General features: G+C 45.8%; 27 protein-coding genes. 17 read left to right on the forward strand and 10 right to left on the reverse strand.

Annotation, left to right across the window (positions count from 1 at the left end; all coding sequences use genetic code 11):
• Entirely contained in the window at window positions 1–1,182 is a 1,182-nt protein-coding gene (locus OC193_RS14445; RefSeq protein WP_048663010.1) for an O-succinylhomoserine (thiol)-lyase, read from the reverse strand.
• A gap of 208 nt (window positions 1,183–1,390) precedes the next feature.
• Here OC193_RS14445 and metJ point away from each other — a divergent pair, with 208 nt between their 5' ends.
• Window positions 1,391–1,711 carry a met regulon transcriptional regulator MetJ gene (gene metJ, locus OC193_RS14450; protein ID WP_004415993.1) on the forward strand — a complete coding sequence of 107 codons (321 nt, stop codon included), beginning with the start codon at window positions 1,391–1,393 and terminating at the stop codon, window positions 1,709–1,711.
• A gap of 165 nt (window positions 1,712–1,876) precedes the next feature.
• On the opposite strand, the gene OC193_RS14455 is transcribed toward metJ, so the two are convergent.
• Window positions 1,877–3,166: a malic enzyme-like NAD(P)-binding protein gene (locus tag OC193_RS14455; RefSeq protein WP_048663011.1), complete on the reverse strand. Its 1,290-nt coding sequence runs from the start codon at window positions 3,164–3,166 to the stop codon at window positions 1,877–1,879.
• 334 nt (window positions 3,167–3,500) lie between these two features.
• Complete coding sequence (rpmE, locus tag OC193_RS14460) at window positions 3,501–3,719, reverse strand: 50S ribosomal protein L31 (protein ID WP_004737142.1); 219 nt, start codon at window positions 3,717–3,719, stop codon at window positions 3,501–3,503.
• Window positions 3,720–4,050: 331 nt separating this feature from the next.
• On the opposite strand from rpmE, the gene priA reads away from it, so the two are divergent.
• From priA to rraA, 7 genes are all read left to right on the forward strand, one after another.
• Window positions 4,051–6,252: a primosomal protein N' gene (priA, locus tag OC193_RS14465; protein WP_048663012.1), complete on the forward strand. Its 2,202-nt coding sequence runs from the start codon at window positions 4,051–4,053 to the stop codon at window positions 6,250–6,252.
• 240 nt (window positions 6,253–6,492) lie between these two features.
• Complete coding sequence (cytR, locus tag OC193_RS14470) at window positions 6,493–7,497, forward strand: DNA-binding transcriptional regulator CytR (RefSeq protein WP_048659182.1); 1,005 nt, start codon at window positions 6,493–6,495, stop codon at window positions 7,495–7,497.
• Window positions 7,498–7,619: 122 nt separating this feature from the next.
• Entirely contained in the window at window positions 7,620–8,159 is a 540-nt protein-coding gene (locus OC193_RS14475) for an SPOR domain-containing protein (RefSeq protein ID WP_029405385.1), read from the forward strand.
• 223 nt (window positions 8,160–8,382) lie between these two features.
• Window positions 8,383–8,931, forward strand: coding sequence for an ATP-dependent protease subunit HslV (hslV, locus tag OC193_RS14480; RefSeq protein WP_004729692.1), 549 nt, complete (start codon window positions 8,383–8,385; stop codon window positions 8,929–8,931).
• A gap of 58 nt (window positions 8,932–8,989) precedes the next feature.
• The gene (hslU, locus tag OC193_RS14485) at window positions 8,990–10,330 is read left to right on the forward strand and encodes an HslU--HslV peptidase ATPase subunit (protein WP_048605412.1); all 1,341 of its coding nucleotides are present in this window, start codon (window positions 8,990–8,992) and stop codon (window positions 10,328–10,330) included.
• A gap of 155 nt (window positions 10,331–10,485) precedes the next feature.
• Window positions 10,486–11,403 (forward strand): 1,4-dihydroxy-2-naphthoate polyprenyltransferase, encoded by a 918-nt coding sequence (locus OC193_RS14490; RefSeq protein WP_048659183.1) that lies wholly within the window; start codon window positions 10,486–10,488, stop codon window positions 11,401–11,403.
• Between the two features lie 73 nt (window positions 11,404–11,476).
• Window positions 11,477–11,995, forward strand: coding sequence for a ribonuclease E activity regulator RraA (gene rraA / locus OC193_RS14495; protein WP_017071322.1), 519 nt, complete (start codon window positions 11,477–11,479; stop codon window positions 11,993–11,995).
• Window positions 11,996–12,105: 110 nt separating this feature from the next.
• On the opposite strand, the gene zapB is transcribed toward rraA, so the two are convergent.
• Window positions 12,106–12,348: a cell division protein ZapB gene (gene zapB, locus OC193_RS14500; RefSeq protein WP_008219652.1), complete on the reverse strand. Its 243-nt coding sequence runs from the start codon at window positions 12,346–12,348 to the stop codon at window positions 12,106–12,108.
• A gap of 324 nt (window positions 12,349–12,672) precedes the next feature.
• On the opposite strand from zapB, the gene glpX reads away from it, so the two are divergent.
• The 3 genes from glpX (at window position 12,673) to OC193_RS14515 (ending at window position 14,989) form a co-directional block, all read left to right on the forward strand.
• Entirely contained in the window at window positions 12,673–13,680 is a 1,008-nt protein-coding gene (gene glpX / locus OC193_RS14505; protein WP_048659185.1) for a class II fructose-bisphosphatase, read from the forward strand.
• Window positions 13,681–13,898: 218 nt separating this feature from the next.
• Window positions 13,899–14,519, forward strand: coding sequence for a helix-turn-helix transcriptional regulator (locus tag OC193_RS14510; protein ID WP_048659186.1), 621 nt, complete (start codon window positions 13,899–13,901; stop codon window positions 14,517–14,519).
• A 122-nt stretch (window positions 14,520–14,641) separates the two neighbouring features.
• Complete coding sequence (locus tag OC193_RS14515; RefSeq protein WP_048659187.1) at window positions 14,642–14,989, forward strand: DUF3135 domain-containing protein; 348 nt, start codon at window positions 14,642–14,644, stop codon at window positions 14,987–14,989.
• Between the two features lie 54 nt (window positions 14,990–15,043).
• Here OC193_RS14515 and OC193_RS14520 read toward each other — a convergent pair whose 3' ends face one another.
• Together OC193_RS14520 and OC193_RS14525 are read right to left on the reverse strand one after the other, a co-directional pair.
• The gene (locus tag OC193_RS14520) at window positions 15,044–15,472 is read right to left on the reverse strand and encodes a DUF805 domain-containing protein (protein ID WP_048659188.1); all 429 of its coding nucleotides are present in this window, start codon (window positions 15,470–15,472) and stop codon (window positions 15,044–15,046) included.
• A 45-nt stretch (window positions 15,473–15,517) separates the two neighbouring features.
• Entirely contained in the window at window positions 15,518–15,865 is a 348-nt protein-coding gene (locus tag OC193_RS14525) for a 5-carboxymethyl-2-hydroxymuconate Delta-isomerase (protein ID WP_017061157.1), read from the reverse strand.
• Between the two features lie 249 nt (window positions 15,866–16,114).
• Between OC193_RS14525 and tpiA the strand changes: the two genes are divergently transcribed.
• A complete protein-coding gene (gene tpiA, locus OC193_RS14530; RefSeq protein ID WP_048663013.1) occupies window positions 16,115–16,891 on the forward strand; it encodes a triose-phosphate isomerase in 777 nt (258 codons plus the stop codon).
• Window positions 16,892–17,041: 150 nt separating this feature from the next.
• Here the strand turns inward: tpiA and pfkA are convergent, their stop codons facing one another.
• The 3 genes from pfkA to OC193_RS14545 all read right to left on the reverse strand — a co-directional run bounded on the left by pfkA (window position 17,042) and on the right by OC193_RS14545 (window position 19,904).
• Complete coding sequence (gene pfkA / locus OC193_RS14535; protein WP_017061160.1) at window positions 17,042–18,004, reverse strand: 6-phosphofructokinase; 963 nt, start codon at window positions 18,002–18,004, stop codon at window positions 17,042–17,044.
• A 317-nt stretch (window positions 18,005–18,321) separates the two neighbouring features.
• Window positions 18,322–19,230 carry a CDF family cation-efflux transporter FieF gene (gene fieF / locus OC193_RS14540; protein WP_048659217.1) on the reverse strand — a complete coding sequence of 303 codons (909 nt, stop codon included), beginning with the start codon at window positions 19,228–19,230 and terminating at the stop codon, window positions 18,322–18,324.
• A 164-nt stretch (window positions 19,231–19,394) separates the two neighbouring features.
• Entirely contained in the window at window positions 19,395–19,904 is a 510-nt protein-coding gene (locus tag OC193_RS14545; protein WP_048663014.1) for a CpxP family protein, read from the reverse strand.
• Window positions 19,905–20,091: 187 nt separating this feature from the next.
• On the opposite strand from OC193_RS14545, the gene OC193_RS14550 reads away from it, so the two are divergent.
• From OC193_RS14550 to trmL, 4 genes are all read left to right on the forward strand, one after another.
• A complete protein-coding gene (locus tag OC193_RS14550) occupies window positions 20,092–20,781 on the forward strand; it encodes a response regulator (RefSeq protein WP_048659190.1) in 690 nt (229 codons plus the stop codon).
• Complete coding sequence (cpxA, locus tag OC193_RS14555; RefSeq protein ID WP_048663015.1) at window positions 20,781–22,160, forward strand: envelope stress sensor histidine kinase CpxA; 1,380 nt, start codon at window positions 20,781–20,783, stop codon at window positions 22,158–22,160. The genes OC193_RS14550 and cpxA overlap by 1 nt, the downstream gene beginning before the upstream one ends.
• Window positions 22,161–22,236: 76 nt before the next feature.
• Window positions 22,237–22,854 (forward strand): superoxide dismutase, encoded by a 618-nt coding sequence (locus OC193_RS14560; RefSeq protein ID WP_048663016.1) that lies wholly within the window; start codon window positions 22,237–22,239, stop codon window positions 22,852–22,854.
• Window positions 22,855–22,931: 77 nt separating this feature from the next.
• Window positions 22,932–23,411: a tRNA (uridine(34)/cytosine(34)/5-carboxymethylaminomethyluridine(34)-2'-O)-methyltransferase TrmL gene (gene trmL / locus OC193_RS14565; RefSeq protein WP_009844716.1), complete on the forward strand. Its 480-nt coding sequence runs from the start codon at window positions 22,932–22,934 to the stop codon at window positions 23,409–23,411.
• A 173-nt stretch (window positions 23,412–23,584) separates the two neighbouring features.
• Here the strand turns inward: trmL and OC193_RS14570 are convergent, their stop codons facing one another.
• Complete coding sequence (locus tag OC193_RS14570) at window positions 23,585–24,109, reverse strand: FxsA family protein (protein WP_048659193.1); 525 nt, start codon at window positions 24,107–24,109, stop codon at window positions 23,585–23,587.
• 284 nt (window positions 24,110–24,393) lie between these two features.
• On the opposite strand from OC193_RS14570, the gene aspA reads away from it, so the two are divergent.
• The gene (gene aspA / locus OC193_RS14575) at window positions 24,394–25,845 is read left to right on the forward strand and encodes an aspartate ammonia-lyase (protein WP_048659194.1); all 1,452 of its coding nucleotides are present in this window, start codon (window positions 24,394–24,396) and stop codon (window positions 25,843–25,845) included.
• The last annotated feature ends 70 nt before the right edge of the window (window positions 25,846–25,915 follow it).

Consider the following 25,915-nt stretch of genomic DNA (forward strand, 5'->3'; position numbering starts at 1 on the left):
TTAACCCTCCCCTTCAGCGATAAAGCCTTGTGTTTTTTCAAACGCTTGCTTGAGGTCATCAATCAAGTCTTCAGCATCTTCAAGGCCAACAGAAAGACGCAGTAACTGTTGAGAAACACCGGCTTCTGCCAGTGCTTCTTCGCCCATCGCACGGTGAGTCATCGACGCAGGGTGGCAGATTAAGCTTTCCACACCGCCCAGTGATTCCGCCAAAGAGAATAGATCTAACTTATCAACAAAGTATTTAAGCGCTTCAAATGAACCTGCAAACTCAAAGCTCAGCATTGAACCAAAGCCAGACTGCTGCTTCTTCGCGATATCATGACCCGGATGTTCAGGAAGGCTTGGGTGATAAATAGTGCCAACGAGATCTTGCTGCTGCAGAGACGCCAGAATTTCACGTGAACTCTCTTCGTGAACTCGCATACGCGCACCTAACGTACGAATACCACGTAGAGTCATGTAGCTATCAAATGGTGTGCCGGTCGCACCAATACAGTTGCCCCACCATGCTAGCTCTTCAGCGTGCTCTTCAGTTTTTGTAACTACAACGCCACCAATAACATCCGAGTGTCCGTTGATGTACTTAGTGGTTGAGTGAATAACAAAATCCGCACCCAGCTCTAAAGGCTTTTGGAACACAGGAGTCAAAAACGTGTTGTCGACAGCAACCAGAGCACCAACCTCTTTCGCTTTACGACAAGTTTCTGCAATATCCACTACACGAACCAAAGGGTTCGATGGTGTTTCAATTAAGATCAACTTTGGCTTAAGCGCGATCGCCGCATCCAGCGCCGCTTGATCCGATTGATCAACAAACAGAACTTTGAAGTCACCTTTTAGCGAGCGAGTGTTAAACAGACGATAAGTACCGCCGTAGCAGTCGTGTGGTGCGATAATAAGATCATCGCCGCCTAAGAAAGCAGAAATCCATAAGTTAAGCGCCGAAGTACCACAGTTAGTGACCACCGCGCCTTTGCCCGATTCAAGCTCAAACAGTGCCGTTTCTAGTAAACCACGGTTTGGGTTACCAGAACGGGTGTAATCGTACTTTGGCACTTCACCAAAAGCGGGAAACCCATAGTTAGTCGAAAGATAAATAGGTGGGACAACGGCATGGTGTTGCGTGTCTGACTCGATACCAGTACGTACTGCGATTGTTGCTGGCTTCCGGCTGCTCATAGGTGCTTCCTTACAAGTTTTGCGTCTGAGAATCACAGCTGCTTGTCGGCATTTTGCGGCTGTGTTAGATATATGTTATTCACTTTACTTTCATAAACGTGAGACGTCAACACTTCTAGACGTCTATATGTCTTTGCTTATGGCGGTAAATCCCGCTAAAATCACCACTATTAATTTATTCTAACAACTAAAGTGATGAAGGTACGCAATGGCCGACTGGAATGGTGAATACATAAGCCCATATGCTGAGCATGGAAAGAAAAGCGAACAAGTAAAGAAGATTACAGTTTCTATCCCTCTAAAAGTGTTAAAGGTTCTAACTGACGAGCGTACTCGCCGCCAGATTAACAACCTACGCCATGCAACAAACAGTGAGCTACTGTGCGAAGCCTTTCTACATGCGTACACAGGCCAACCACTACCAACGGATGAAGACCTTCGTAAAGACCGCCCAGACGATATTCCTGCTGAAGTGAAAAAGCTGATGACAGAGATGGGTATCGAGTTCGAAGCGTTTGACGAAGAATAAAAACAACTCAGTCACTGCCTTCATTATTGATTCGCTCTAGCTGAACCTTATTTATCACATCGCGCATTATTTTTATGACTGCGCTGTGAATGATAGACATAAAAAAACCGACTCCCAATGAGTCGGTTTTTTATTATTCTTTTGCGCTCAATTGAGCAGCAGCTACTACGCCATGTAGTTAGCAGGCATTTCGATACGAGCAACGCCAGATTCAACAGCCGCTTCTGCTACTGCTTTTGCTACGCGAGGAAGTAGACGTGGGTCCATTGGCTTAGGAATAATGTAGCCTTTACCAAATTCCAGTGCAGTTTCACCCGCCGCTGCCAGTACTTCAGCCGGAACTTCTTCTTTCGCCAGTTCACGAATCGCTTTAACCGCTGCCAGCTTCATTTCGTCATTGATTTCGCTTGCACGCACGTCTAGTGCACCACGGAAAATGAATGGGAAACAAAGTACGTTGTTTACTTGGTTAGGGTAATCACTGCGGCCTGTACCCATGATAAGGTCAGAACGAACTTCGTGAGCAAGCTCTGGCTTGATCTCTGGATCTGGGTTTGAACATGCAAACACAACTGGCTTATCAGCCATTAGCGTTAGTGCTTCAGCTGGAAGCAGGTTAGGACCTGATACGCCCAAGAACAGGTCAGCGCCTTCGATAACATCTTCAAGCGTACGCTTATCTGTGTTGTTAGCGAACAGCTCTTTGTATTCGTTTAGGTCGTCACGACGAGTGTGGATCACACCTTTACGGTCAAGCATGTAGATCTTCTCACGCTGAGCGCCACACTTAATCAGTAGTTCCATACACGCAACCGCTGCTGCGCCAGCACCTAGACAAACGATCTTACACTCTTCTAGCTTCTTACCTTGAAGCTCGATCGCGTTAAGCATACCTGCTGCTGTTACAATCGCAGTACCGTGTTGGTCATCGTGGAATACTGGTACATCACAACGCTCAATCAGACGACGTTCAATCTCAAAACAGTCTGGTGCTTTGATGTCTTCCAGGTTAATACCGCCGAATGTATCTGCAATATTCGCAACCGTATCAACGAACTCATCGATTGTGCGGTGTTTTACTTCAATATCGATAGAATCTAAACCAGCAAAACGCTTAAACAGTAGCGCTTTACCTTCCATTACAGGTTTAGAAGCAATAGGACCAAGGTTACCTAGGCCAAGAATCGCTGTACCGTTAGAGATAACAGCAACCATGTTGCCCTTACCTGTGTACTTATAGACGTTATCAACGTTCTGTGCGATCTCGCGAACAGGCTCAGCCACACCAGGGCTGTATGCAAGTGCTAGGTCTTCTGCAGAGTTTGCAGGCTTCGTCAGTTCTACGGCAATTTTGCCTGGAATCGGGAACTCATGATAATCAAGAGCTTGCTGACGGAATTGTTCTTGAGGCGATAATTCTTGAGAGGATTGAGCTTGGCTGCTGTCTTCAGACATAGGTGTAGGTTCCTAGGATATTATTATTTGGGGGATCTTGTTCATGTTAATGGATGTACTTCAAAGTTCCTAGGTGGTTGGAGCCTCTGTCTCATTAAAAAACGAGATTTCACTACTAATAAGACCAGTGAGCAGTTGAAATTACTGTCGCTTGTTGAACTTTCGAGCTGAATTTTGGTGAAGAGAGATTCGCAAGGAATTGCCCTGCAATAGAAAGGTAGGCACCTTAATCGTTGGGCGGGATTGAAGCTTGAATGAAAATCAGTGCTTTCTTAAATTTCAGGCAACAAAAAAGGACACCGAAGTGTCCTTTTTCATGTCTAAATAGCGAGAATTACTTCTTGCTAGAAAGAGCACCGAAACGCTTGTTGAAGCGATCAACACGGCCGCCAGTATCTACGATACGTTGCTTACCAGTGTAGAACGGGTGACATTTGTCACATACGTCTAGGTGGATAGATTCTTTTGCAAGAGTTGAGTTGAACTCAAATGTGTTGCCGCAAGAACAAGTTGCAGTAACTGCTTTGTATTCTGGGTGGATTCCAGCTTTCATGGGATAACCTCAAGTAGGCCGTGTCGCTATACGATTCTAAGCCGCACACCACACGTAGTTTAAAAAAGAAATAAAGACACCGCATCGACACAAAAGAGTGATGAAGCCATACCTTTAAGGCGCAGTATAGTAATGAATCTATAAGGCAGGATCAACTGATTTGATACATTTTTCACCAATTCTCTCTTTATTTCCTTTATCGGCCTGAGATTTCGAGCTGTCGTTGTCTGTATACGTTAACTCGCCGCCTTCATCCAAACTGCTTCTCGAATTTAACCGCCTTATCCTTTAGACTGTTCGCTCTCGTCAATTCAGATAAAGCCGTCCCTTTATGCGTCCAATGATTGCCCGCGTGGCACTGCCTGTTCCACTCGACAAGCAGTTCGATTACAAGATTCCTAGCCACCTATTTCCTATTATTGGTGGACGAGTCTCTGTGCCTTTTGGACGACAAACCTTAACCGGTATTGTAACGGCTCTGGTTAACGAATCTGAATTCGAGCTCGATAAGCTCAAACCCATTAAAGCCCTATTAGACAATCAGCCTGTTTGGCCGGAATCTGTCTATTCACTGTTAATGTGGTGCAGTCAATTTTATCAGTACCCTCTTGGCGAAACCTTTGCTAACGCCCTTCCGAGTGCTCTAAGAAAAGGCAAAGCCGCCGACTTCGCAACGCTGGTTGAGTGGCAGTTAACGCCATCAGGCAAAGACCAACTGATGCAAGGTTTTGGTCGCGCAGTCAAACAAGCCAAAGTGATGCACATGCTTGAGCAAGGCCCCGTTCCCCATCAAGAGTTCATTGATGAAGAAGTTGGCAGCGCCGTACTCAAGACACTAGAAGAGAAAGGCTGGATTGAATCGGTAGAGAAAAAGCCGAAGCGTCAGCCGTGGCCAGTTGATCTTGAAAACGACCAAGACAAACCTAAGCTCAATGCTGAACAAGCCATCGCGATTGCGACCGTAAATAGCCAAACCGACTTTGGTTGTTTCCTGTTAGAAGGCGTCACTGGCTCAGGTAAGACCGAGGTTTACCTGAATATGATTAAGCCGATTCTCGATCAAGGTAAACAAGCGTTAGTACTCGTGCCTGAGATTGGCCTCACCCCTCAAACGATTAACCGCTTTAAGCGACGCTTTAATGTGCCTGTTGAGGTTATCCACTCGGGTTTAAACGATTCTGAGCGACTGAATGCTTGGTTATCGGCACGCGATAAAATAGCGGGCATCGTGATTGGTACCCGTTCAGCTCTGTTCACGCCGTTTGCTGATCTAGGCATTATCATTGTCGACGAAGAACACGATGCTTCTTATAAACAGCAAGACAGCCTTCGCTACCACGCTCGTGATGTGGCGATCATGCGTGCTCATAAAGCGCAGATCCCGGTTGTGTTAGGCTCGGCGACTCCGGCCTTTGAAACACTGCACAACGCTCAGATCGGTAAATACAGTTATCTCACCCTTACTTCACGTGCGGGTGTCGCACTGCCGACCACCAATAAGGTATTGGATGTTAAAGGTGAATATCTAGAAAGTGGCTTGTCTGCGTCGTTGATTGCAGAGATGCAAAGACACCTCAAAGCAGGCAACCAAGTGATGCTGTTCCTCAATCGCCGCGGGTTTTCTCCCGCATTGATGTGTCACGATTGTGGTTGGACTGCCGAGTGTAAACGTTGTGATGCTTACTATACCTATCACCAATACAGTAATGAGATGCGCTGCCACCACTGTGGTTCTCAGCAGCATATCGTGCACAATTGCCAAGGTTGTGGGTCTGCGAACTTAGTGACAGTGGGTGTCGGTACCGAGCAGTTAGAGGCTCAGCTTAGCCAACTATTCCCTGAATACAAAACCATTCGTATTGACCGCGACAGCACCCGCCGTAAAGGCAGCTTAGAAAGCGCACTCGAGTCGATTCGTAAGGGTGAATTCCAAATTCTTATCGGCACGCAGATGCTTGCTAAGGGTCATCATTTCCCTGATGTGACACTTGTGGCGTTATTGGATGTCGATGGCTCTTTATATAGCAGTGACTTCCGAGCGTCTGAACGTCTTGCCCAGCTATTCATCCAAGTAGCGGGACGCGCAGGACGAGCAAGCAAACCCGGTGAGGTGATCTTACAGACTCACCACCCAGAACATGGGTTGCTGCAAGCTTTGCTGCATAAAGACTACAACCACTTTGCTCAGACGGCGCTGGCAGAACGTAAGCAGGCAATGTTACCGCCTTATACCTTTATGACTCTGTTTAGAGCAGAAGCCAATGACACTCGCTTGGTGGAAGAGTTCTTGCGTCAGGTTCGTCACACATTGGAATCGCACCCGCTGTTTGATCAATATTGTATGGTGCTAGGACCAACCCCAGCCCCATTAGCAAAACGAGCAGGCAAATCGCGCTGGCAGTTAATCTTACAGACTCAAACTCGCTCGTTAATGCAGAAGCTATTAATGAGCGCTAAGCCGGCAATTAATATGTTACCCGCCGCGAAAAAAGTTCGTTGGTCACTCGACATAGAGCCGCAAGATCTGAGCTAAACCCCTTCGGGTTAAAACTAATGATAAGTTTGTTCACAAATATTTCATATTTCTCGTGAGCAAGTTCACACGAGTCATGTGATTTTTGTTAATCTAGCCGTAACTTTACACGGATTAAACGAATAAAATATTGCAATAAAAAAAGTGTTAGCAACACTTTCATAATATCTATTCGATTACATTTATTATTCACGCCTTAGATACTTAGGCGACAAAGGAACTTAAAAGAGGGTTTAATTTATGGCGACAATGAAGGATGTTGCCCAGCTAGCAGGCGTCTCAACAGCCACGGTATCACGTGCATTGATGAACCCTGAGAAAGTCTCAGTTTCGACTCGTAAACGAGTGGAAACAGCAGTACTTGAAGCTGGATACTCACCCAATACATTAGCTAGAAACTTACGTCGCAACGAATCAAAAACCATCATCACTATCGTTCCTGATATCTGTGACCCTTATTTCGCCGAGATCATTCGTGGTATCGAAGATGCCGCAGTAGAAAATGACTACCTTGTCTTACTGGGTGATAGCGGCCAACAAAAGAAGCGTGAGTCTTCGTTTGTTAACTTAGTTTTCACCAAACAAGCTGACGGTATGCTATTGCTTGGCACTGACCATCCATTTGACGTCAGTAAGTCTGAACAAAAGAACTTACCACCAATGGTGATGGCGTGTGAGTTTGCCCCTGAACTTGAACTTCCTACCGTACACATCGATAACCTGACCTCTGCATTTGAAGCCGTGAACTACCTAGCCCAGTTAGGTCATAAGCGTATCGCTCAAATATCAGGGCCAGTATCGGCAACGCTGTGTAAGTTCCGCCAACAAGGCTATCAACAAGCGCTGCGTCGCGCTGGAGTATCAATGAACCCTGCCTATAGCACTGTCGGCGACTTTACTTTTGAAGCCGGTGCTCAAGCGGTTCGTCAATTGTTGGCACTTCCTGAACAGCCTACAGCTATCTTCTGTCATAACGACGCGATGGCCATTGGCGCGATTCAAGAAGCGAAGAAGCTGGGCTTACGCGTTCCTCAAGACCTATCGATTGTCGGCTTTGATGACATCCAATTCGCTCAATACTGCGATCCACCGCTAACTACCATTTCTCAGCCTCGCTATGAGATTGGACGCCAAGCGATGTTGATGATGCTTGATCTACTGAAAGGCAACGATGTGCAAGCAGGTTCTCGTCTGCTTGAAGCTAAATTAGTGGTTCGAGGCAGTACAGCACCACCTCGAATGTAACCTTCAAAAATACCCTTACAAATCTGCGGCACATTTTGATGTGCCGCTTCCATTTCTGCACTATTATCCTCGCGCAATCTGGATTACCATGAGGGCAGAATCAGCAACTATTGAAATGTCTTGTGGCTAATAGAGATTATGTAAAGCGCGGTCGTGGTACGAAAAAGCCGACCAAAAAACAAGCCCCTCGCCGTAAACCTTGGCGCAGTGGTCTTTTGGCGATCCTCCTTGCCGGTGGTTTTGGTTACGGACTTTACCTATTGAGTAATGATCCTGAGCCGCCAGCACCTGCTCCTGTGGTAACCAAACCAAAACCTAAGCCAAAACCAGCGAAAGTGATTCCGCCGCCTCCTGAAGAGAAATGGGACTACGTTGAAACGCTGCCAAGCCGCGAAATCGAAGTGAAAGCCAAAGAGCAAGAGATCTCGAAGATCCCTTACATCATGCAGTGTGGCGCTTACAAAACCTCGTCGCAGGCAGAAGCTCGTAAGTTGGATATTGCCTTCCAAGGTATCTCGAGTGAGATCCGCAAGAAAGATGGCAGTAGCTGGTACCGTGTGGTTCTAGGTCCATACAAGTTGAAGCGTGACGCAGAGCGAGATCGCCATAAGCTGCAACGAGCGAAAATCGAACCTTGTGCTATTTGGAAAGACACCGAGTAATTTAGATTCAGCGGCAGTCTCGGTCTTAGTAAAAGCCGAAAACCAAACACCGAAAGCCTCCCACTGTGGAGGTTTTCTTTTATCCCCTCCCCTTTAACCAAATTTCCTTACAACTTCCGCCGATAAGTTTGCACGACATCACTCACCCTTCCTTGAATTATCCGAGCGCCATCCTCATATACTTTTTATACCCAAAGATAAGAAATATTAAGAGGCCCTACTCGTGACTACCATTGTATCTGTACGTCGTAATAATAAAGTCGTCATCGCGGGTGATGGACAAGTATCTCTAGGCAACACTGTAATGAAGGGCAATGCCCGTAAAGTACGTCGCCTATACAACAACAAAGTACTGGCAGGTTTTGCTGGCGGTACCGCTGATGCTTTCACGCTATTCGAAAAATTTGAAAGCAAGCTGCAAATGCACCAAGGTCACCTAACCAAAGCTGCCGTTGAGCTGGCGAAGGATTGGCGTAGCGACCGTGCTCTACGTAAGTTAGAAGCACTGTTAGCAGTAGCGGATGAGACCGCTTCACTGATCATCACAGGTAACGGTGACGTCGTTCAACCTGAGAACGACCTGATTGCGATCGGTTCGGGCGGTAACTTCGCTCAAGCAGCAGCTACTGCACTATTAGAAAATACTGATTTAGATGCGCGTGAAATCGCAGAAAAGTCGCTGAACATTGCGGGCGACATCTGTGTCTTCACCAACCATCACCACACTATTGAAGAACTAGAAAGCACCGTTGAGCTGCCAAAGCCAGAGTAACGACCGCTTCCATCAATAACGTTGTATTCAACAGTGATTAAAGAATTAAGGAAAAACCATGTCTGAGATGACTCCTCGCGAAATTGTTCACGAACTCAATCGCCACATTATCGGCCAAGACAACGCTAAGCGTTCAGTAGCTATCGCTCTGCGTAACCGCTGGCGTCGTATGCAGCTTGAAGAAAGCCTGCGTGTTGAAGTATCACCAAAGAACATCCTAATGATTGGCCCAACAGGTGTCGGTAAAACTGAAATTGCTCGCCGCCTAGCGAAATTAGCAAACGCGCCTTTCATCAAGGTAGAAGCGACTAAGTTCACCGAAGTTGGCTACGTTGGTAAAGAAGTTGAGACAATCATCCGTGATCTAACGGACGTTGCAATCAAGATGACACACCAACAAGCGATGGAGAAAGTACAGTACCGCGCTGAAGAACAAGCTGAAGAACGCATTCTTGATGCCCTTCTACCACCAGCACGTGATGCTTGGGGTCAGAACGAGCAATCAACAGAAGACACCACCTCTTCAAACACTCGCCAGATTTTCCGCAAGAAACTGCGTGAAGGTAAGTTAGACGACAAAGAGATCGAAGTTGATGTAGCCGCGCCGCAAATGGGCGTTGAAATCATGTCACCTCCAGGCATGGAAGAGATGACAAACCAGCTGCAAGGCATGTTCCAAAACCTAGCAGGCGACACCAAGAAAAAGCGTAAGATGAAAATCAAAGACGCATTCAAAGCACTGACGGAAGAAGAAGCTTCAAAGCTTGTGAACCAAGAAGAGCTAAAAGAGAACGCGATCTTCAACGCTGAAAACAACGGCATCGTATTCATCGATGAGATCGACAAAATCTGTAAGCGTGGCGACAGCTCAGGCCCAGACGTATCTCGCGAAGGTGTTCAGCGTGACCTACTGCCTCTTATCGAAGGCAGCACAGTATCAACCAAGCACGGCATGGTTAAAACTGACCACATCTTGTTTATCACATCAGGCGCATTCCAAGTGGCTAAGCCATCTGACCTGATCCCTGAGCTACAAGGTCGTCTACCAATCCGCGTAGAACTTGAAGCACTATCAGCGCATGACTTCAAACGCATCCTGACTGAACCAAAAGCATCTCTAACAGAGCAATACATTGCCCTAATGAAAACAGAAGATGTGAGCATTGAGTTCACTGAAGATGGCATCAACCAGATTGCGGACGCAGCATGGCGCGTAAACGAAACCACTGAGAACATCGGTGCGCGTCGTCTACACACGGTAATGGAGCGTCTAATGGATGAGATTTCATTCGAAGCAACAGACAAAGCTGGCAGCAAGCTTGTTATTGATGAAGCTTACGTAACGTCGAAACTTGGTGAGTTCGTAGAAGACGAAGACTTAAGTCGCTTCATCCTGTAGCACACCAAACTCCAACTTATTGCTCTATCTCAAAGAAATAGCAGCTAATAAGCGAATTCAAGGCCCACTTTCGAGTGGGCTTTTTATTACCCGAAAAATGGGCGTATACTCAAATCACAGTTTGAAACGAAGACTTACAAAGAAATAGACCTACGATGAAACAATCTCTACTGATTTGGCTTGATGCCGCACGACCAAAAACTCTGCCTCTTGCACTCGTCTCTATTCTTACAGGAAGTAGTTTAGCGTTCGCCGGCGGTCAGTTTTCTTTATCGATAGCACTACTGGCTTTTCTAACCGCCACCCTATTACAGATTCTGTCGAACCTAGCCAATGACTATGGCGACGCAGTTAAGGGCACAGACAACGAAAATCGCCTGGGACCAACACGCGCCATGCAATCTGGCGCGGTAACAGCGAAAACCATGAAGCAAGCGATCATTCTCAACATCGTGTTTACCATGGTCGCTGGGCTGATTCTTATTTTTCACGCCTTAACCTCGATTGAAAGTATCTTATCTTTCATTGCATTAGGCGTATTAGCCATTGTTGCAGCCATCGCTTACACCGTCGGTAATAAACCTTATGGCTATATCGGCCTTGGCGACTTATCGGTGTTTATCTTCTTCGGTTTGTTAGGTGTATCGGGGACTTACTTCTTGCACACTGGCCATGTTGAACCAAGCCTGTTTCTCCCTGCACTGGGCTGCGGACTGATGGCGGTTGCGGTACTCAATATCAACAACATGCGCGATATCGAAAACGACAGCGAATGTGGTAAACGTACCATGGCAGTTCGCCTAGGACAGCGCAAAGCTAAGCACTATCATTTCGCCTTGCTTGGTCTCGCCCTTGCGTCTTTCGCTATTTACCTACTGATTCAAGAAAAGCCAGCCTGGATCAGCCTGCCGTTTTTACTGAGTATTATTATTGTTTATAAACATGGCAAAGCTGTTTGGGAAACCGAAAAACCCGCGCAGATTGCACCAATGATGCCAGTGATTGTGAAATGCTCACTGGTCACTAACCTATTGTTTGCAGGGGTTGTCGTAGCTCAAACTCTATTGAGTTAAATGAGACTAATCATTGCAAAGGGATCAAGCACCGATATACTCAAAGTAAGCTCATTGTTCAAAAGGTATACGAATGGAATACAACACTTCAGCACTGTGCGACATATATTTGGATCAAGTTGATGTCGTGGAACCAATGTTCAGCAACTTCGGTGGACGAGCATCCTTCGCAGGACAGATCACGACATTAAAGTGTTTTGAAGACAACGCTTTGATTCGCTCTGTACTAGAGCAAGATGGTCTGGGGCGTGTGTTGTTAATCGACGGTGGTGGCTCACTGCGTAAAGCGCTGATTGATGCTGAGATTGCCCTACTTGCCGAAGACAATGAGTGGGAAGGTATTGTGGTTTACGGCTGTGTTCGTGAAGTCGATGAGCTTGAAGACATGAACTTAGGCATCCAAGCCTTGGCTTCTATTCCCGTTGGTGCGAGCCAAGAGGGTGTCGGTGAGTTAGACGTTCCAGTGAACTTTGGTAGCGTGACCTTCTTACCAGAAGATTACCTCTACGCCGACAACACCGGTATCATTCTTTCAGCCGAACCTCTAGATGTAGAACTCGATCTGGATGTTGAGGAAGAAGAGGTCGAGTAACTCACTCGGCTTTGAATACTAAAACAAAGCATAAGAATACGAAGTATTAGAACGCAAACAAAAACGCCCGCTACTGAGTAGCGGGCGTTTTTTTAAATCTGAAGAGTCGATTACTCTACTTCATCCATTTTACCAAGAAGGTTACGGATGCGATCTTGCCATGCTGAATGCTCTTCCTGCATTTGCTGAGTTTTTTGCTCTAGTTCGTGACGGCTTGCTTTTAGCTCACCAGCTTCTGTTGCTAGTGCTTGTTTCTCTTCTTTAAGCTCTTCCACTTCCATTTGAAGAAGTGCAATTGTATCTACTGCTGTTTGAATTTTTGCTTCTAGCTGCTCTAGTACTTCAAAAGACATTCTGGCCTACCTTTAAGTTATCCGTTTGATGGTGAAGGTTCACTCCACTTATTTCCCCATTCTACTCAGCAGAGCAAGGATAAACACTCAATATATTCGATATTTTGCGCCATTCGATGAAAAAAACAGCGCTTTTTACCGAATATTGACGTGAACGATTAGCGACACAACGGCAAACCGATTATTTTGATGAATAATAACTGTTTTCCACTGCGAATTGATCGAGAGCAATCTCCAAAAAACAAAAAGGCAAACGTTTCCTTTTGGATATGGTAAAATTCGCCGCGAAATTTCTATTCCCCCTTTGAAAATTTTGGAGTCCGCATGAAACGCGATTTAGCAATGTCATTCTCTCGTGTCACAGAAGGTGCAGCACTAGCTGGTTACAAGTGGCTTGGCCGTGGCGATAAAAACGCTGCAGATGGCGCTGCTGTAGAAGTAATGCGTAGCCTATTAAACAAAACCGAAATTAGCGGTGAGATTGTTATCGGCGAAGGTGAGATCGATGATGCACCTATGCTGTACATCGGCGAAAACGTAGGTGTGGGCGGCGACGCTGTCGACATCGCAGTTGATCCAATTGAAGGGACACGCATGACAGCTATGGGCCAATCAAATGCATTGGCTGTATTGGCTGCAGGCGAAAAAGGCAGCTTCCTTAAAGCGCCTGATATGTACATGGAGAAGTTGGTTGTAGGCCCAGGTGCTAAAGGCGTGATTGACCTAGAACTACCACTAACAGAAAACCTAGAAAACATTGCGAAAGCACTAGGTAAAACACTCGATACTCTAGTCGTAACCACACTGGCAAAGCCTCGTCACGATCAAGTCATCGCCGACATGCAAGCTATGGGCGTTCGTGTATTCGCTGTGCCAGACGGTGATGTTGCGGCTTCTATCTTAACGTGTATGCCAGACAGCGAAGTGGACGTCATGTACTGCATCGGCGGCGCACCTGAAGGTGTGGTTTCTGCCGCGGTAATTCGCGCACTTGATGGTGATATGCACGGTCGTCTTCTACCTCGTCACGAAGTGAAAGGCGACACAGCAGAAAACCGTAAGCACGGTGAACTTGAACTTGAGCGCTGCGCAGAAATGGGCGTAACGGCGGGTATCGTGTTGAAGATGGAAGACATGGCACGCAGCGACAACGTTGTATTCTCAGCAACGGGCATCACTAAGGGTGACTTACTAGAAGGCATTACTCGTCAGGGTAATATCGCAACCACAGAAACTCTGCTTATCCGTGGCCGCTGCCGTACGATTCGCCGCATCAAATCTATCCACTACCTAGAGCGTAAAGATCCAGAAGTAGTAGGTCATATCCTGTAAGTCTAAACTCGGTGAAACAGAATATTCGAAGGCTGATACCAAGTATCAGCCTTTTGTTTTTATTGGCGCACCAGAATCTCACCATGGCTGCCGATAGAGTAAAACGCGAGCTATAAAGTAAAACGCGAGCTATAGAGTAAATCATCATCAATATAGTAAATGGTTTGCTTTATAAACACCTTGCCTCATAATAGTAAGGTTCATGAGGTAGGGATAGTATGAAAACAAGCGACAAAATCTTACAGACCATTAAGCGTCAAGGCGCGGTAACCGCGAAACAACTGTCAGAAGAATTTGGCATGACGACAATGGGTGCAAGGCAACATCTGCAAAGCCTGGAAGATGACGGTATTCTTGCGTTTCATGATGTGAAAGTGAAGGTGGGTCGCCCGACTCGCCACTGGTCCCTGACTCAACAAGGCCACAGCCAATTTACAGACCGACATGGTGAACTCACTATTCAAGTGATTGATGCTGTGGAAAATCTATTTGGTAAAGAAGGGCTGGCTAAGGTTGCGGCCGAGCGTGAACAACACACACTAAAGCAGTATCAAACTGCGCTATCTGACTGTGATTCACTCATCAGCAAACTTAAAAAACTCACCCAGCTTCGTGAAGACGAAGGCTACATGGCAGAGCTTCAAGAGCATGACGATCACTACATCTTGATTGAGAACCACTGCCCTATCTGCAAGGCTGCAACTCGCTGCCCTAGCCTGTGCCAATCTGAGCTCAATGTGTTTACTGAGTTACTAAAAGATGAGTGCCACGTAAGCCGTACAGAGCACATAATTGCTGGCGAGAGACGCTGCACTTACACCTTAACACCCGCACTTTGATCGTAACGATAAACGGTTGATGCTGTCTCAATATTGAGAAAATGCAAATAGATTAAAATTTGTACAGTTTTCTTTCTTAAGCTTATAGCATATGAAACACGCTTAATGCTAAGGAAGGAATGATGGCGCATCCTCAACCCGCTCAAAAACTGCCACCCTTTGACGAACTTGTCCAACTCGCGAAAAGCGATCCTAAAGCATTCAACCAATTCAAACACGAGATGTGCGAACAGATGATTTGTTCGGCTTCAGAGACCATGCAAGGTAGGCTTCGCGCTCAACAAAGTCACATCGACTTAGTGGTTAGTCGCTGTAAAAACCCACACCATGCCAATGTCGTGCTCATGCAAGAGTTGCGCTGTCAGGTCTGTAAGTTCCAAGATGCACTCGAAGGGCGCAGCGGCTTTGAAGAATCTCTGCCTGAAAATATCGTGCCTTTTAAGCCGAATACCGAACCTAAAATGTACTGAAAGTAGCAAGGCATTAAAAAGAAAAAAGGGAGCCTAATGCTCCCTTCTTATCTATCAATATTTACATGGGTCTTCGCCGTAGTCATTACGGCCTTCAGTGCCCTTCAACAAGCCACACTCAATCAGAATCCATAAGCCACACACTAATGCCGCGACGGTTGCCGCCATATGAATTGGCGATACCGGCTCTGTGGTAGTCGCAGCCATTGGCGAAGCTAAACGACCCAGTACTAGCGGCACATTTAGCAATAGCCAGTAATTCGACTTATTGCGGTCGTGCCAGCGCTTAGCGGTGACCGCAAGATCTGGGATCACAAGCATCAATAGGAAGATTGGTAGCAGGATATACGAATAAGCAGGGAACAACACAGAGATACCAGAAGCAAAACCAGTAATCGCTATGTAGTAGAAAATATTCCAAATCCAGTAAGTCTTACGACCAATTCTCCCCTTGAAAGAGAGCAGTAAATCTTTCATCGACATCTTAAATACTCAAATTTATACGCCGCTAAAAGTCAGCAGCAATGGTTAGTTTATTACTTTTTGAAAGCAACTTTTATCCATATCACGAATATTCACCGTTAAGCTTCTTACATGACTCGCTTGCTCTTGCAGGATCTGCATTAACGATCGTGACAATTCTCGCTTTTGCTCTTCCGTTCGTCCCGAAAGTAACTCAAAGCTGATATGAATAAAGTCTACACTATCTTCCTCATCACCGACCAACCAATTATGGCAACGCAGTGAACGAGACTTCACTGATGGCACATCAAACAAGCCACATGTGAGAGCGACTTGGTGGAGATCTTCCAGTAAGCCTTGGATATTCACTCGCTCATCCACTGAATTGGAGTACTCTAGAACTAGATTCGGCATTGTTACTTCCTGTTGTTAACGCAATCGTTTGTCCCTTAATAACAACTAACGATGAAAAATCCGAGAAGTTAGCTATTATTCTGTCTGCCGGATCACTGATATATGCTCAAAATCTACTCTGACCATTGAGTAAGATCCAAGAAAGTCATGACCACAGTCATGATCTGTTGATATTAATCTGTTATATTATTTCGTAATAAAGTTTACTTTTTTACATTCGATTTATTTAAATACTTTGGAGATATTCCTATGCGTCATCCTGTAGTTATGGGTAACTGGAAACTAAACGGCAGCAAAGAAATGGTTGTTGATCTACTAAACGGTCTTAACGCTGAACTTGAAGGCGTAACAGGCGTAGACGTAGCAGTTGCTCCACCAGCACTTTTCGTTGATCTTGCTGAGCGTACGCTTACTGAAGCGGGCAGCGCGATCATCCTAGGTGCTCAAAACTCTGACCTAAACAACAGCGGTGCATTCACTGGCGACATGTCTCCAGCAATGCTTAAAGAGTTCGGCGCATCTCACATCATCATCGGTCACTCTGAGCGTCGTGAATACCACAACGAATCAGATGAGTTCGTAGCTAAGAAATTCGCATTCCTAAAAGAGAACGGCCTAACTCCAGTTCTTTGTATCGGTGAATCTGAAGCACAAAACGAAGCAGGCGAAACTGTTGCTGTATGTGCTCGTCAACTTGACGCTGTTATCAACACTCAAGGTGTTGAAGCTCTTGAAGGCGCTATCATCGCTTACGAACCAATCTGGGCTATCGGTACTGGTAAAGCAGCTACAGCTGAAGATGCACAACGCATCCACGCTCAAATCCGTGCACACATCGCAGAGAAATCTGAAGAAGTTGCTAAGAAAGTTGTTATCCAATACGGCGGTTCTGTTAAGCCAGAAAACGCAGCAGCTTACTTCGCACAACCAGACATCGACGGTGCTCTAGTTGGCGGCGCAGCTCTAGACGCGAAAAGCTTCGCAGCTATCGCTAAAGCAGCAGCTGAAGCAAAAGCAAAAGCTTAATTTAAACGTCACCGTTTAGATTAGATGAAAGGTCAACTTAGGTTGGCCTTTTTTGTTGCCTGTCATTCCAGAAACCTCAAACGGCAGGCATAAAAAAACCGCTGAACAATCAGCGGTTTTTAAATTCTTTAAGCGAACGCTAGGCGTGACTTAGAACAACTCTTCTGCAACGCGGAACAGCTCAGAACGGTCTGGGTTCTGCATGTTCTCGATACAGTCGATGATGTCGTGGTGAACAAGTTCTTCTTTCTCGATACCAACACAACGACCACCGTGACCTTCTTGAAGAAGGTGAACAGCGTAGTTACCCATGCGAGAAGCCAGTACACGGTCAAATGCCGTAGGACGACCACCACGTTGGATGTGACCAAGAACCGTTGCACGAGTTTCACGACCAGTTGAAGATTCGATCTCTTTAGCCAGTTCGTTCGCATCCATCATTAGCTCAGTTAGAGCGATGATTGCGTGCTTCTTACCTTTAGCAATACCATCTTGGATGTTGCTGATAAGCTGTTCTTTATCTAGGCCAGTCTCTGGAGTAATGATGTACTCACAACCACCCGCGATTGCTGACATAAGCGTAAGGTCACCACAGTGACGGCCCATGATTTCAACAATAGAAATACGTTGGTGAGAAGAAGACGTGTCACGTAGACGGTCAATTGAATCAATAACAGTGTTAAGCGCTGTTAGGTAGCCGATTGTGTAGTCAGTACCCGCGATATCGTTATCGATTGTGCCTGGAAGACCGATACATGGGTAACCCATTTCAGTCAGTTTCTTAGCACCCATGTAAGAACCGTCACCACCGATAACAACAAGTGCTTCGATACCGTGCTTCTTAAGGTTCTCAATGCCTTTCTCACGAACAGCAACGTCTTTGAACTCAGGGAAACGTGCAGAACCTAAGAAAGTACCACCACGGTTGATCACGTCAGATACGCTTGAACGGTCAAGCTTTTCGATACGGTCTTCAACAAGGCCTTGGTAGCCGTCGTAAATGCCGTAAACTTCAATGCCAACTGATAACGCAGTACGAACAACGCCGCGAACTGCTGCGTTCATACCTGGAGCGTCACCACCACTGGTCAAAACACCGATCTTCTTAATCATGCTCACCCTCGATTTTTGGGAATCTATTATTCAATTCTTGTACTTGCTGATTGTATATCAACAAGATTTTAAATCTGTATTTGTGCTTTATGTTACATTTCCTCAAAGGGAATAGCACTTAAATCGCGTAAATTTATGTAACATTTCTACTTCTGTAAGAGTATTACAGTTTTACTCAGTAACTTTGTTGATTCACATCAGAATCAACATTAATTGTTACTAAGGTGTTTTTTGAATCACGAAAGAGTTAGTAATTTTTACTCACTTTAGTTCAAAAGCCACCCACTTACCATTTGCCAGCTAATTTTTAGCACGCATTACCACGAGTGGAATTTCTGCTGCTTCTCTGGTCCAAATACGACCGAATACGGGTCTTGGTGAATTAATACATCAGCATCAGGGAACACCGAGATAAGCTTAGCTTCTACTTCGTCTGAAATGCGATGCGCTTCAATAAGTGGGATATTATCTTCTAATTCTAGATGCAGTTGAATGAAGCGAATTGGCCCCGAACGACGCGTTCGTAATTGATGCACACCCAGCACGCCTTCCACGCTCAATGATGTCTCTTTTATCTGCTTTAGTTCTTCATCAGGCAGCTTATGATCAAGCAGAGACTGAACCGCTTCCATCGCCATTTGATAAGCGCTGTAAAGAATGTAGATACCTATACCGACCGCAAATACAGAGTCCGCTTGGCCAAGCCCAAACCAACTCAATGCCAGTGCCAGCATGATCGCGGCGTTCATATAAAGGTCTGATTGATAGTGCAATGAATCGGCTGCAATAGCTTGGCTACCCGTTTTGTTGACCACATGTTTTTGGAAGCGAACCAGACCAAAGGTCATCACTATCGCGAACAGGCTGACGTAGATACCAATTTCTGGAGAGTTCAGTTCATGAGGTCGGAAGAAGCGCTCAATACCATTGAGAATAAGGAAACATGCTGAGCCTGAAATAAACATCGCTTGCGCTAATGCAGCAAGGGATTCGGCCTTACCATGACCAAAGGTGTGCTCTTTGTCGGCAGGCTGCAGAGAGTAGCGAACCACGATAAGGTTAACGACAGAGGCTGCGATATCAAGCATGGAGTCCACGACGGAAGCCAACAGACTCACAGAACCTGTCACCCACCACGCTGCGACTTTCACTATCAATAAAATAGTGGCGATGGTTGTGGCTGCCCAAGCGGCGAGCGTAACTAAACGTGCGTATTCTTGTTTCATAACTTGGCTATAAAGTGACTGATAGCACAAAGTATAACCCGCAAACAACCAATTGAATATGACAGCCATGATGTAAAACATTCATTTTTAAGGATCAAAAAAAGCGGCACACGGCCGCTTCTTTCTAAACACTTTCATGCAACGCTGATTTCTCAAGCAATGAATTACTTGTCTTTGTTCATGCGTTTTTCCATTTTGTCAGCACACTTAGTCATGCGCTCTTGTTGGATTTCTTTCAGTTGAGTCTTTTGCTCAGGTGTTAGTACGCTCATCATTTGATGTTGTTTCTTAAGCATTGCTACGCGACGCTCAGTTTGCTTCTCAACCATTTGGCTTGCTAGGTCGTTTGCTGCTGCTTCATCGAAGTTGTCAGCCAGTACCAATGCTTGAACTTTCTCTTGATGCGCTTTCATTTTCGCCATCTTGTCAGCTTTATTGCCTGAGTGTTTTGCTTTCATCTCAGCGCGGTTCGCTTCACGCATCTCTTTTAGTTCTGCTTTTTGAGCATCAGTCAGGTCTAGCTGACGCATCACTTTCTTATCGAAGCCGCCACATTTACCGTGCATGCCTTTGTGGTCGCCTTTATCACCACCACCGTAAGCATATGCGCTTGCTGTACCAAAAATAAGTGGAAGTGCCGCAGCTGCTAGTACAAGTTTCTTAGTCATTTTCATAATTGTTGCCTCAATTCGGTATAATAAGTCATGTGTTGCGTCTGTTTCTCAGCGCTTGAATATAGATTAGTATTTCCCTCGTAAAGTGACGTTTAGAAAGCGTAAAGAATCGTAAAGAGTGAAAGTTGACGAATAATTAGCAGTATTATTAACCTGTAAATAGCAGATAACCGATTAAGGCTTCCCAATGGCGAACATTCTTCTTATTGATGACGACACCGAGTTAACCAGCTTACTCAAAGACATTCTGAGCTTTGAGGGCTTCACTGTTTCCGAAGCCAATGATGGCTATGCGGGACTTGAAGCTATCAATGATGAGATTGACCTGATTCTTTTGGATGTGATGATGCCGCGTCTTAATGGCATGGAGACACTAAAGAAACTGAGAGAAAATTGGGAAACGCCCGTGCTGATGCTGACCGCAAAAGGCGAAGAGATCGACCGTGTAATTGGCCTTGAACTTGGCGCAGACGATTATCTACCTAAGCCTTTCAGTGACAGAGAGTTGTTAGCGCGTATTCGTGCCATTTTGCGTCGGACTCAAACCACCACTGCACCTAAAGCGGTCAGTGACAAGGTTCAATATCAAGACATCGAAGTCTTCCCTGGTAAACAAGAAGCCTACTGCAATGGTCAGCTCATCGACCTCACCACAACCGAGTTCGCACTACTGAGTCACCTTATCCAAAATCCAGGGCAAGTGATCACCAAAGAAGCATTGAGCCTAGATGTGTTGGGTAAAAGGCTTGCGGCGTTTGACCGCGCAATTGATATGCACATCTCCAATCTGCGTAAAAAGATTCCTGAGCGTAGCGACGGCAAATCTCGCATCAAAACCTTACGAGGCCGTGGTTACTTATTGGTAGAGGAAGATTAATGCGTATCCCTAAAATCACCAGCTTATATGGACGTATCTTTGCTATCTTTTGGTTCACCATGTTACTGGTGCTTTTGTCGGTGCTGTCACTTCCCCATTTAGATCCACGTGTAGCACGTGATGTGCCCGCGGATCATCTCAATAAGTTAGAGCGTATCGCTAAATTCACAGAGAAACGCTACGCCAAAGAACCGAATCTGGGCAAAATTGTGTTCCAACTTGAGGCACCACGTAGCCGCAAGGATTCTCGCGCCCGCATCTACTTAACCGACCTTGAAGGAGCAGTCCTTACCTCTAAGAGACATTCAGACTACAAGTTGAAGGCAATTCGAAACTTTGTGACCTCAATTGAGAACCCTGAAGTGCCGAAGCAGAAGCTATACGGGCACTACATGGTCGCAGGTCCAGTACCGATCAAACTGGCGGGCGAAGAGTTGTTGATGTATGCCGGAGTGAAATGGAATCAACCACCGCCATTCTTGTTACGCCTGTTTGATAAACCTCTGCAGCTTTTGCTTGCCGTGATGTTAGCCAGTACCCCGCTATTATTATGGTTAGCTTGGGCATTGAGCCAACCTGCTCGCAGGCTCGAACGCGCAGCCCAGCGCGTAGCGAAAGGTCAATTTGAAGTCGATCCAACACTTGAAAAAGGCACTTCAGAATTCAGACAAGCGGGTGAGAGCTTTAACCAGATGGTAGAAGCGGTAAACCAGATGATTTCGGGGCAACAGCGACTGCTCTCTGATATTTCACACGAGCTCCGCTCCCCACTGACACGTCTGCGTATGGCCAATGCACTAGCGATTCGTAAACAAGGCGAGAGCCAAGAGTTAGAACGCATTGACACCGAAGCACAACGTCTGGAACAGATGATCAGTGAGCTACTGACGCTATCTCGTATGCAAGTCGACAGCCACATTACTCGTGAGGTTCAACCTATCTCGAGCCTATGGGAAGAGATCTTAAAAGACGCACAGTTTGAAGCTGAACAGATGGGTAAACAACTGACGTTCTCGGAGATCCCTGAGCGTTCTATTTCGGGTAACCCTAAGCTGCTGATGAGTGCGTTAGACAACATTACGCGTAACGCCATCTACTACGGCAAAGACCAAGTCGATGTGCAGTTCCACGTTGTACAAGATCAGCTGACAATTTGCGTCAATGATAATGGTGATGGTGTACCTGATGATGAATTAGATTCTATCTTCAGACCTTTCTATCGCGTTTCAACTGCCCGTGATCGCAATACCGGAGGTACTGGGCTTGGGTTAACCATTACTGAGAGTGCGATTCGCCAACACAGCGGCACCATCACGGCAAGCCGAAGCCAGTTAGGTGGATTACAACTCGAAATCACCCTACCTATCTTACCGGTGTAATACCCCCACAAAGATCGCAGTTGATAATGATTGTCATTATCATTATGGTAAATCCTCTAATTAAGGAGGATTTACCATGTCTCACATTTTCCCTGAACTGCCCTACGCTTACGATGCCCTAGAACCTTACATTGATGCTAAAACGATGGAAGTGCATTACAGTAAACACCATAGAACCTACTACGATAAGTTTGTTGCGGCGGTGTCTGGCAGCGAACTAGAACAGCAATCTCTGACCGAGATATTCGCAAACATCTCACAGCACAGCCCGGCAGTTCGCAACAATGGTGGCGGCTACTACAATCACATCTTGTATTGGAACTGCATGTCGCAAGACGGCGGTGGAGAACCGACAGGCGAACTTGGTGATGCTATCAAGAGCGCATTCGGAGATTTCGAGACGTTCCAAGAACAGTTCGCTCAAGCGGCAATCAATACCTTTGGTTCAGGCTTTGCGTGGTTAGTAGTAGAACAAGGACAACTGAAAATCATCTCAACCTCAAACCAAGATAACCCGTGGATGGATACCATCGCCAGCAAAGGTGAGCCAATTCTTGCGCTGGATGTTTGGGAACACGCTTACTACATCAGCTACCAAAACCGCCGCCCTGATTACATCAACGCATGGTGGAATGTGGTGAATTGGAATGCGGTTGCTGAAAACTATGCACAGGCACTCGCGAATAAAGCGTAAGCGAATGGTGGTGAACTGTACTCACTCAGCTTGCCACCGTATACTCTGGCTATCTTTGATTATTCTTGTGAACCAACATGTTTGATATCGCTCTATACGAACCTGAAATTGCACCCAATACGGGTAACATCATCCGCCTATGTGCTAACTGCGGCGCAAACCTGCACCTGATTGAACCGCTTGGCTTTGATTTTGAAGAGAAGAAAGTTCGTCGTGCTGGCTTGGATTACCACGACCTTGCACGAGTTAAGCGTCACAAGAACCTAGAAGCCTTCCTTGAGTATCTAGAAAATGAACGCGAAGGTGACTTCCGTATTTTTGCTTGCACAACGAAAACGACAGGTCACCACGTGGATGCAAAATTCCAACAAGGTGATGTGTTGATGTTTGGCCCAGAGACACGCGGCCTGCCTGCTGAGTTCATCGAAAGCATGCCAATGGAACAACGCATTCGCATTCCAATGATGCCAGACGCACGCAGCCTAAACCTATCTAACGCGGTTGCTATTATTGCATTCGAAGCATGGCGACAAATGGGCTTTGAAGGCGCGGTATAATACCAATCTCAGTAAATAACCGCTCATTCGACCTGTTACCTGTTCCTGCTAGCAATCGTAAATAGCCGGTAACATGCAATAAAAAAGGCTCTTACCATTATCACTTGCTTGCGAAGGATAATGGTAAGAGCCTTTTCTGTTTTTCCCTCTATATAAAGAAGAGGGAAAACGGATTAGTTCAAGCGGTTACGATCGTTGTCGTCGTCTTTCTTCTCAAACTCACCCTCAAAGGTGTTGCCATCTTTTGATTGGTTAGAGGGATCGCGATTGAATGGGTCTTGTCCAAATGGACTCTGACCAAAACCAGCCTGTCCACCCGCATGGAAACCGCCAGACATATTGCTAACCACCATTTTTTCCATCATTTTCTTAGCAATCATCGCTCTTGGTGCTGGCAGCAATACCAACATACCAAGTGCGTCCGTCATAAAACCCGGAGTCAGCAGTAATACACCTGCAACCGCAAGCATCACGCCTTCAAGAATCTGCTGTGCTGGCATTTCGCCTTGTTGCAAACGGCCTTGTACAGACATTAGTGTCTGAATGCCTTGACTACGAACCAGTGAGGCACCAACAAATGCAGTAATCAACACTAACGCAATAGTTGGCCACAATCCTAAGAAGCCACCAACTTGAATAAATAGCCCAATCTCAATGATGGGTACGAAGATAAATAGTAATAATAAGATAGGAAACACACGCCCTCCTTTGTTGCATTCAGTTTACGCTGAAAGCCCTATCAATCTCAAATTTATCCTGTAAATAAGCGTGTTTATTGACCGAGAATAACTTTGCAAAATATTGACGAAACAAAACCGAAAAAGGTGATCAACTTAATATTTTTATGCGCTAAGTACAGTATCATGTGCCACATAAGTCAGGACGGATTTATCAGCCCAATATTCTAGCGAACGGAGTATTTGCACACAGAATAGGCTAATAACTAACTATATAATCAGAATAATTCTCTAAGGATCCTGTTATGGCTACTCTATCAGAAGCACAAGTTGATGCTCCTCAAGCTACTCGTCTCGAAGAAGATCTTTTAGGTCAACGTCATGTTCCGGCTGATGCTTACTACGGCATCCACACTCTACGCGCAGTTGAAAACTTCAACATCTCAAATGTAACGATCTCAGATGTACCTGAATTCGTTCGCGGTATGGTGATGACAAAGAAAGCTGCGGCTTTAGCAAACAAAGAGTTAGGTGTAATTCCTAGCGAAGTGGCTAAATACATCATCCAAGCTTGTGACCTAATTCTAGACACGGGTAAGTGCATGGATCAGTTCCCATCAGACGTTTTCCAAGGTGGTGCTGGTACTTCTGTAAACATGAACGCGAACGAAGTGGTTGCGAACGTGGCACTTGAGCTTATGGGCAAAGAAAAAGGCCAATACGAGTTCATCAACCCGAACGACCATGTAAACCGTAGCCAATCTACAAACTGTGCTTACCCAACTGGCTTCCGTATCTCTGTTTACAACAGCGTACTAAAACTGATCGACGCGATTGAATACCTAAAAGGTGCATTCGAGCTTAAGAGCCAAGAATTCAACACCATTTTGAAGATGGGTCGTACTCAACTTCAAGATGCAGTTCCAATGACGGTTGGCCAAGAGTTTCACGCTTGGGCTGTAACCATCAATGAAGAAATCAAAAACCTAGAATACACATCAAAGCTACTGCTTGAAGTTAACCTAGGCGCAACAGCTATCGGTACTGGTCTGAATGCAGCTCCTGGCTACCAAGGCCTAGCAGTTAAACACCTAGCAGAAGTAACGGGCCTTGAGTGTGTAGCGGCTGAAGATCTTATCGAAGCAACGTCTGACTGTGGCGCATACGTAATGACGCACGGTGCACTTAAACGTCTAGCGGTTAAACTGTCTAAGATTTGTAACGACTTACGTCTTCTTTCTTCAGGCCCACGCACTGGCTTCAACGAGCTAAACCTACCTGAACTGCAAGCGGGTTCTTCAATCATGCCTGCTAAAGTAAACCCAGTTGTACCTGAAGTAGTAAACCAAGTTTGCTTTAAAGTTCTAGGTAATGACAACACGGTTTCTTTCGCAGCAGAAGGCGGTCAGCTTCAATTGAACGTAATGGAACCTGTTATCGCACAAAGCATGTTTGAGTCTTTAGACATCCTAACAAACGCATGTGTGAACCTACGCGACAAGTGTGTAGACGGCATTACTGTGAACAAAGAAGTGTGTGAATCTCACGTATTTAACTCTATCGGTATCGTAACTTACCTAAACCCATACATTGGCCACCACGAAGGTGACATTGTTGGTAAGATCTGTGCAGAAACAGGTAAGAGCGTGCGTGATGTGGTTCTAGAGCGCGGTTTATTGAGCGAAGAAGAGCTTGATGACATTTTCTCTGTTGAAAATTTGATGCATCCTCAGTATAAAGCGAAGCGCTACGAATAAAGTTAGCGAGAAAGGGCTCCAAACGGAGCCCTTTTTTAGGCTCCAATACGGTTAACCATGTTTATTTTGT

The sequence above is a fragment of the Vibrio crassostreae genome (assembly GCF_024347415.1).
GTDB lineage: Bacteria > Pseudomonadota > Gammaproteobacteria > Enterobacterales > Vibrionaceae > Vibrio > Vibrio crassostreae.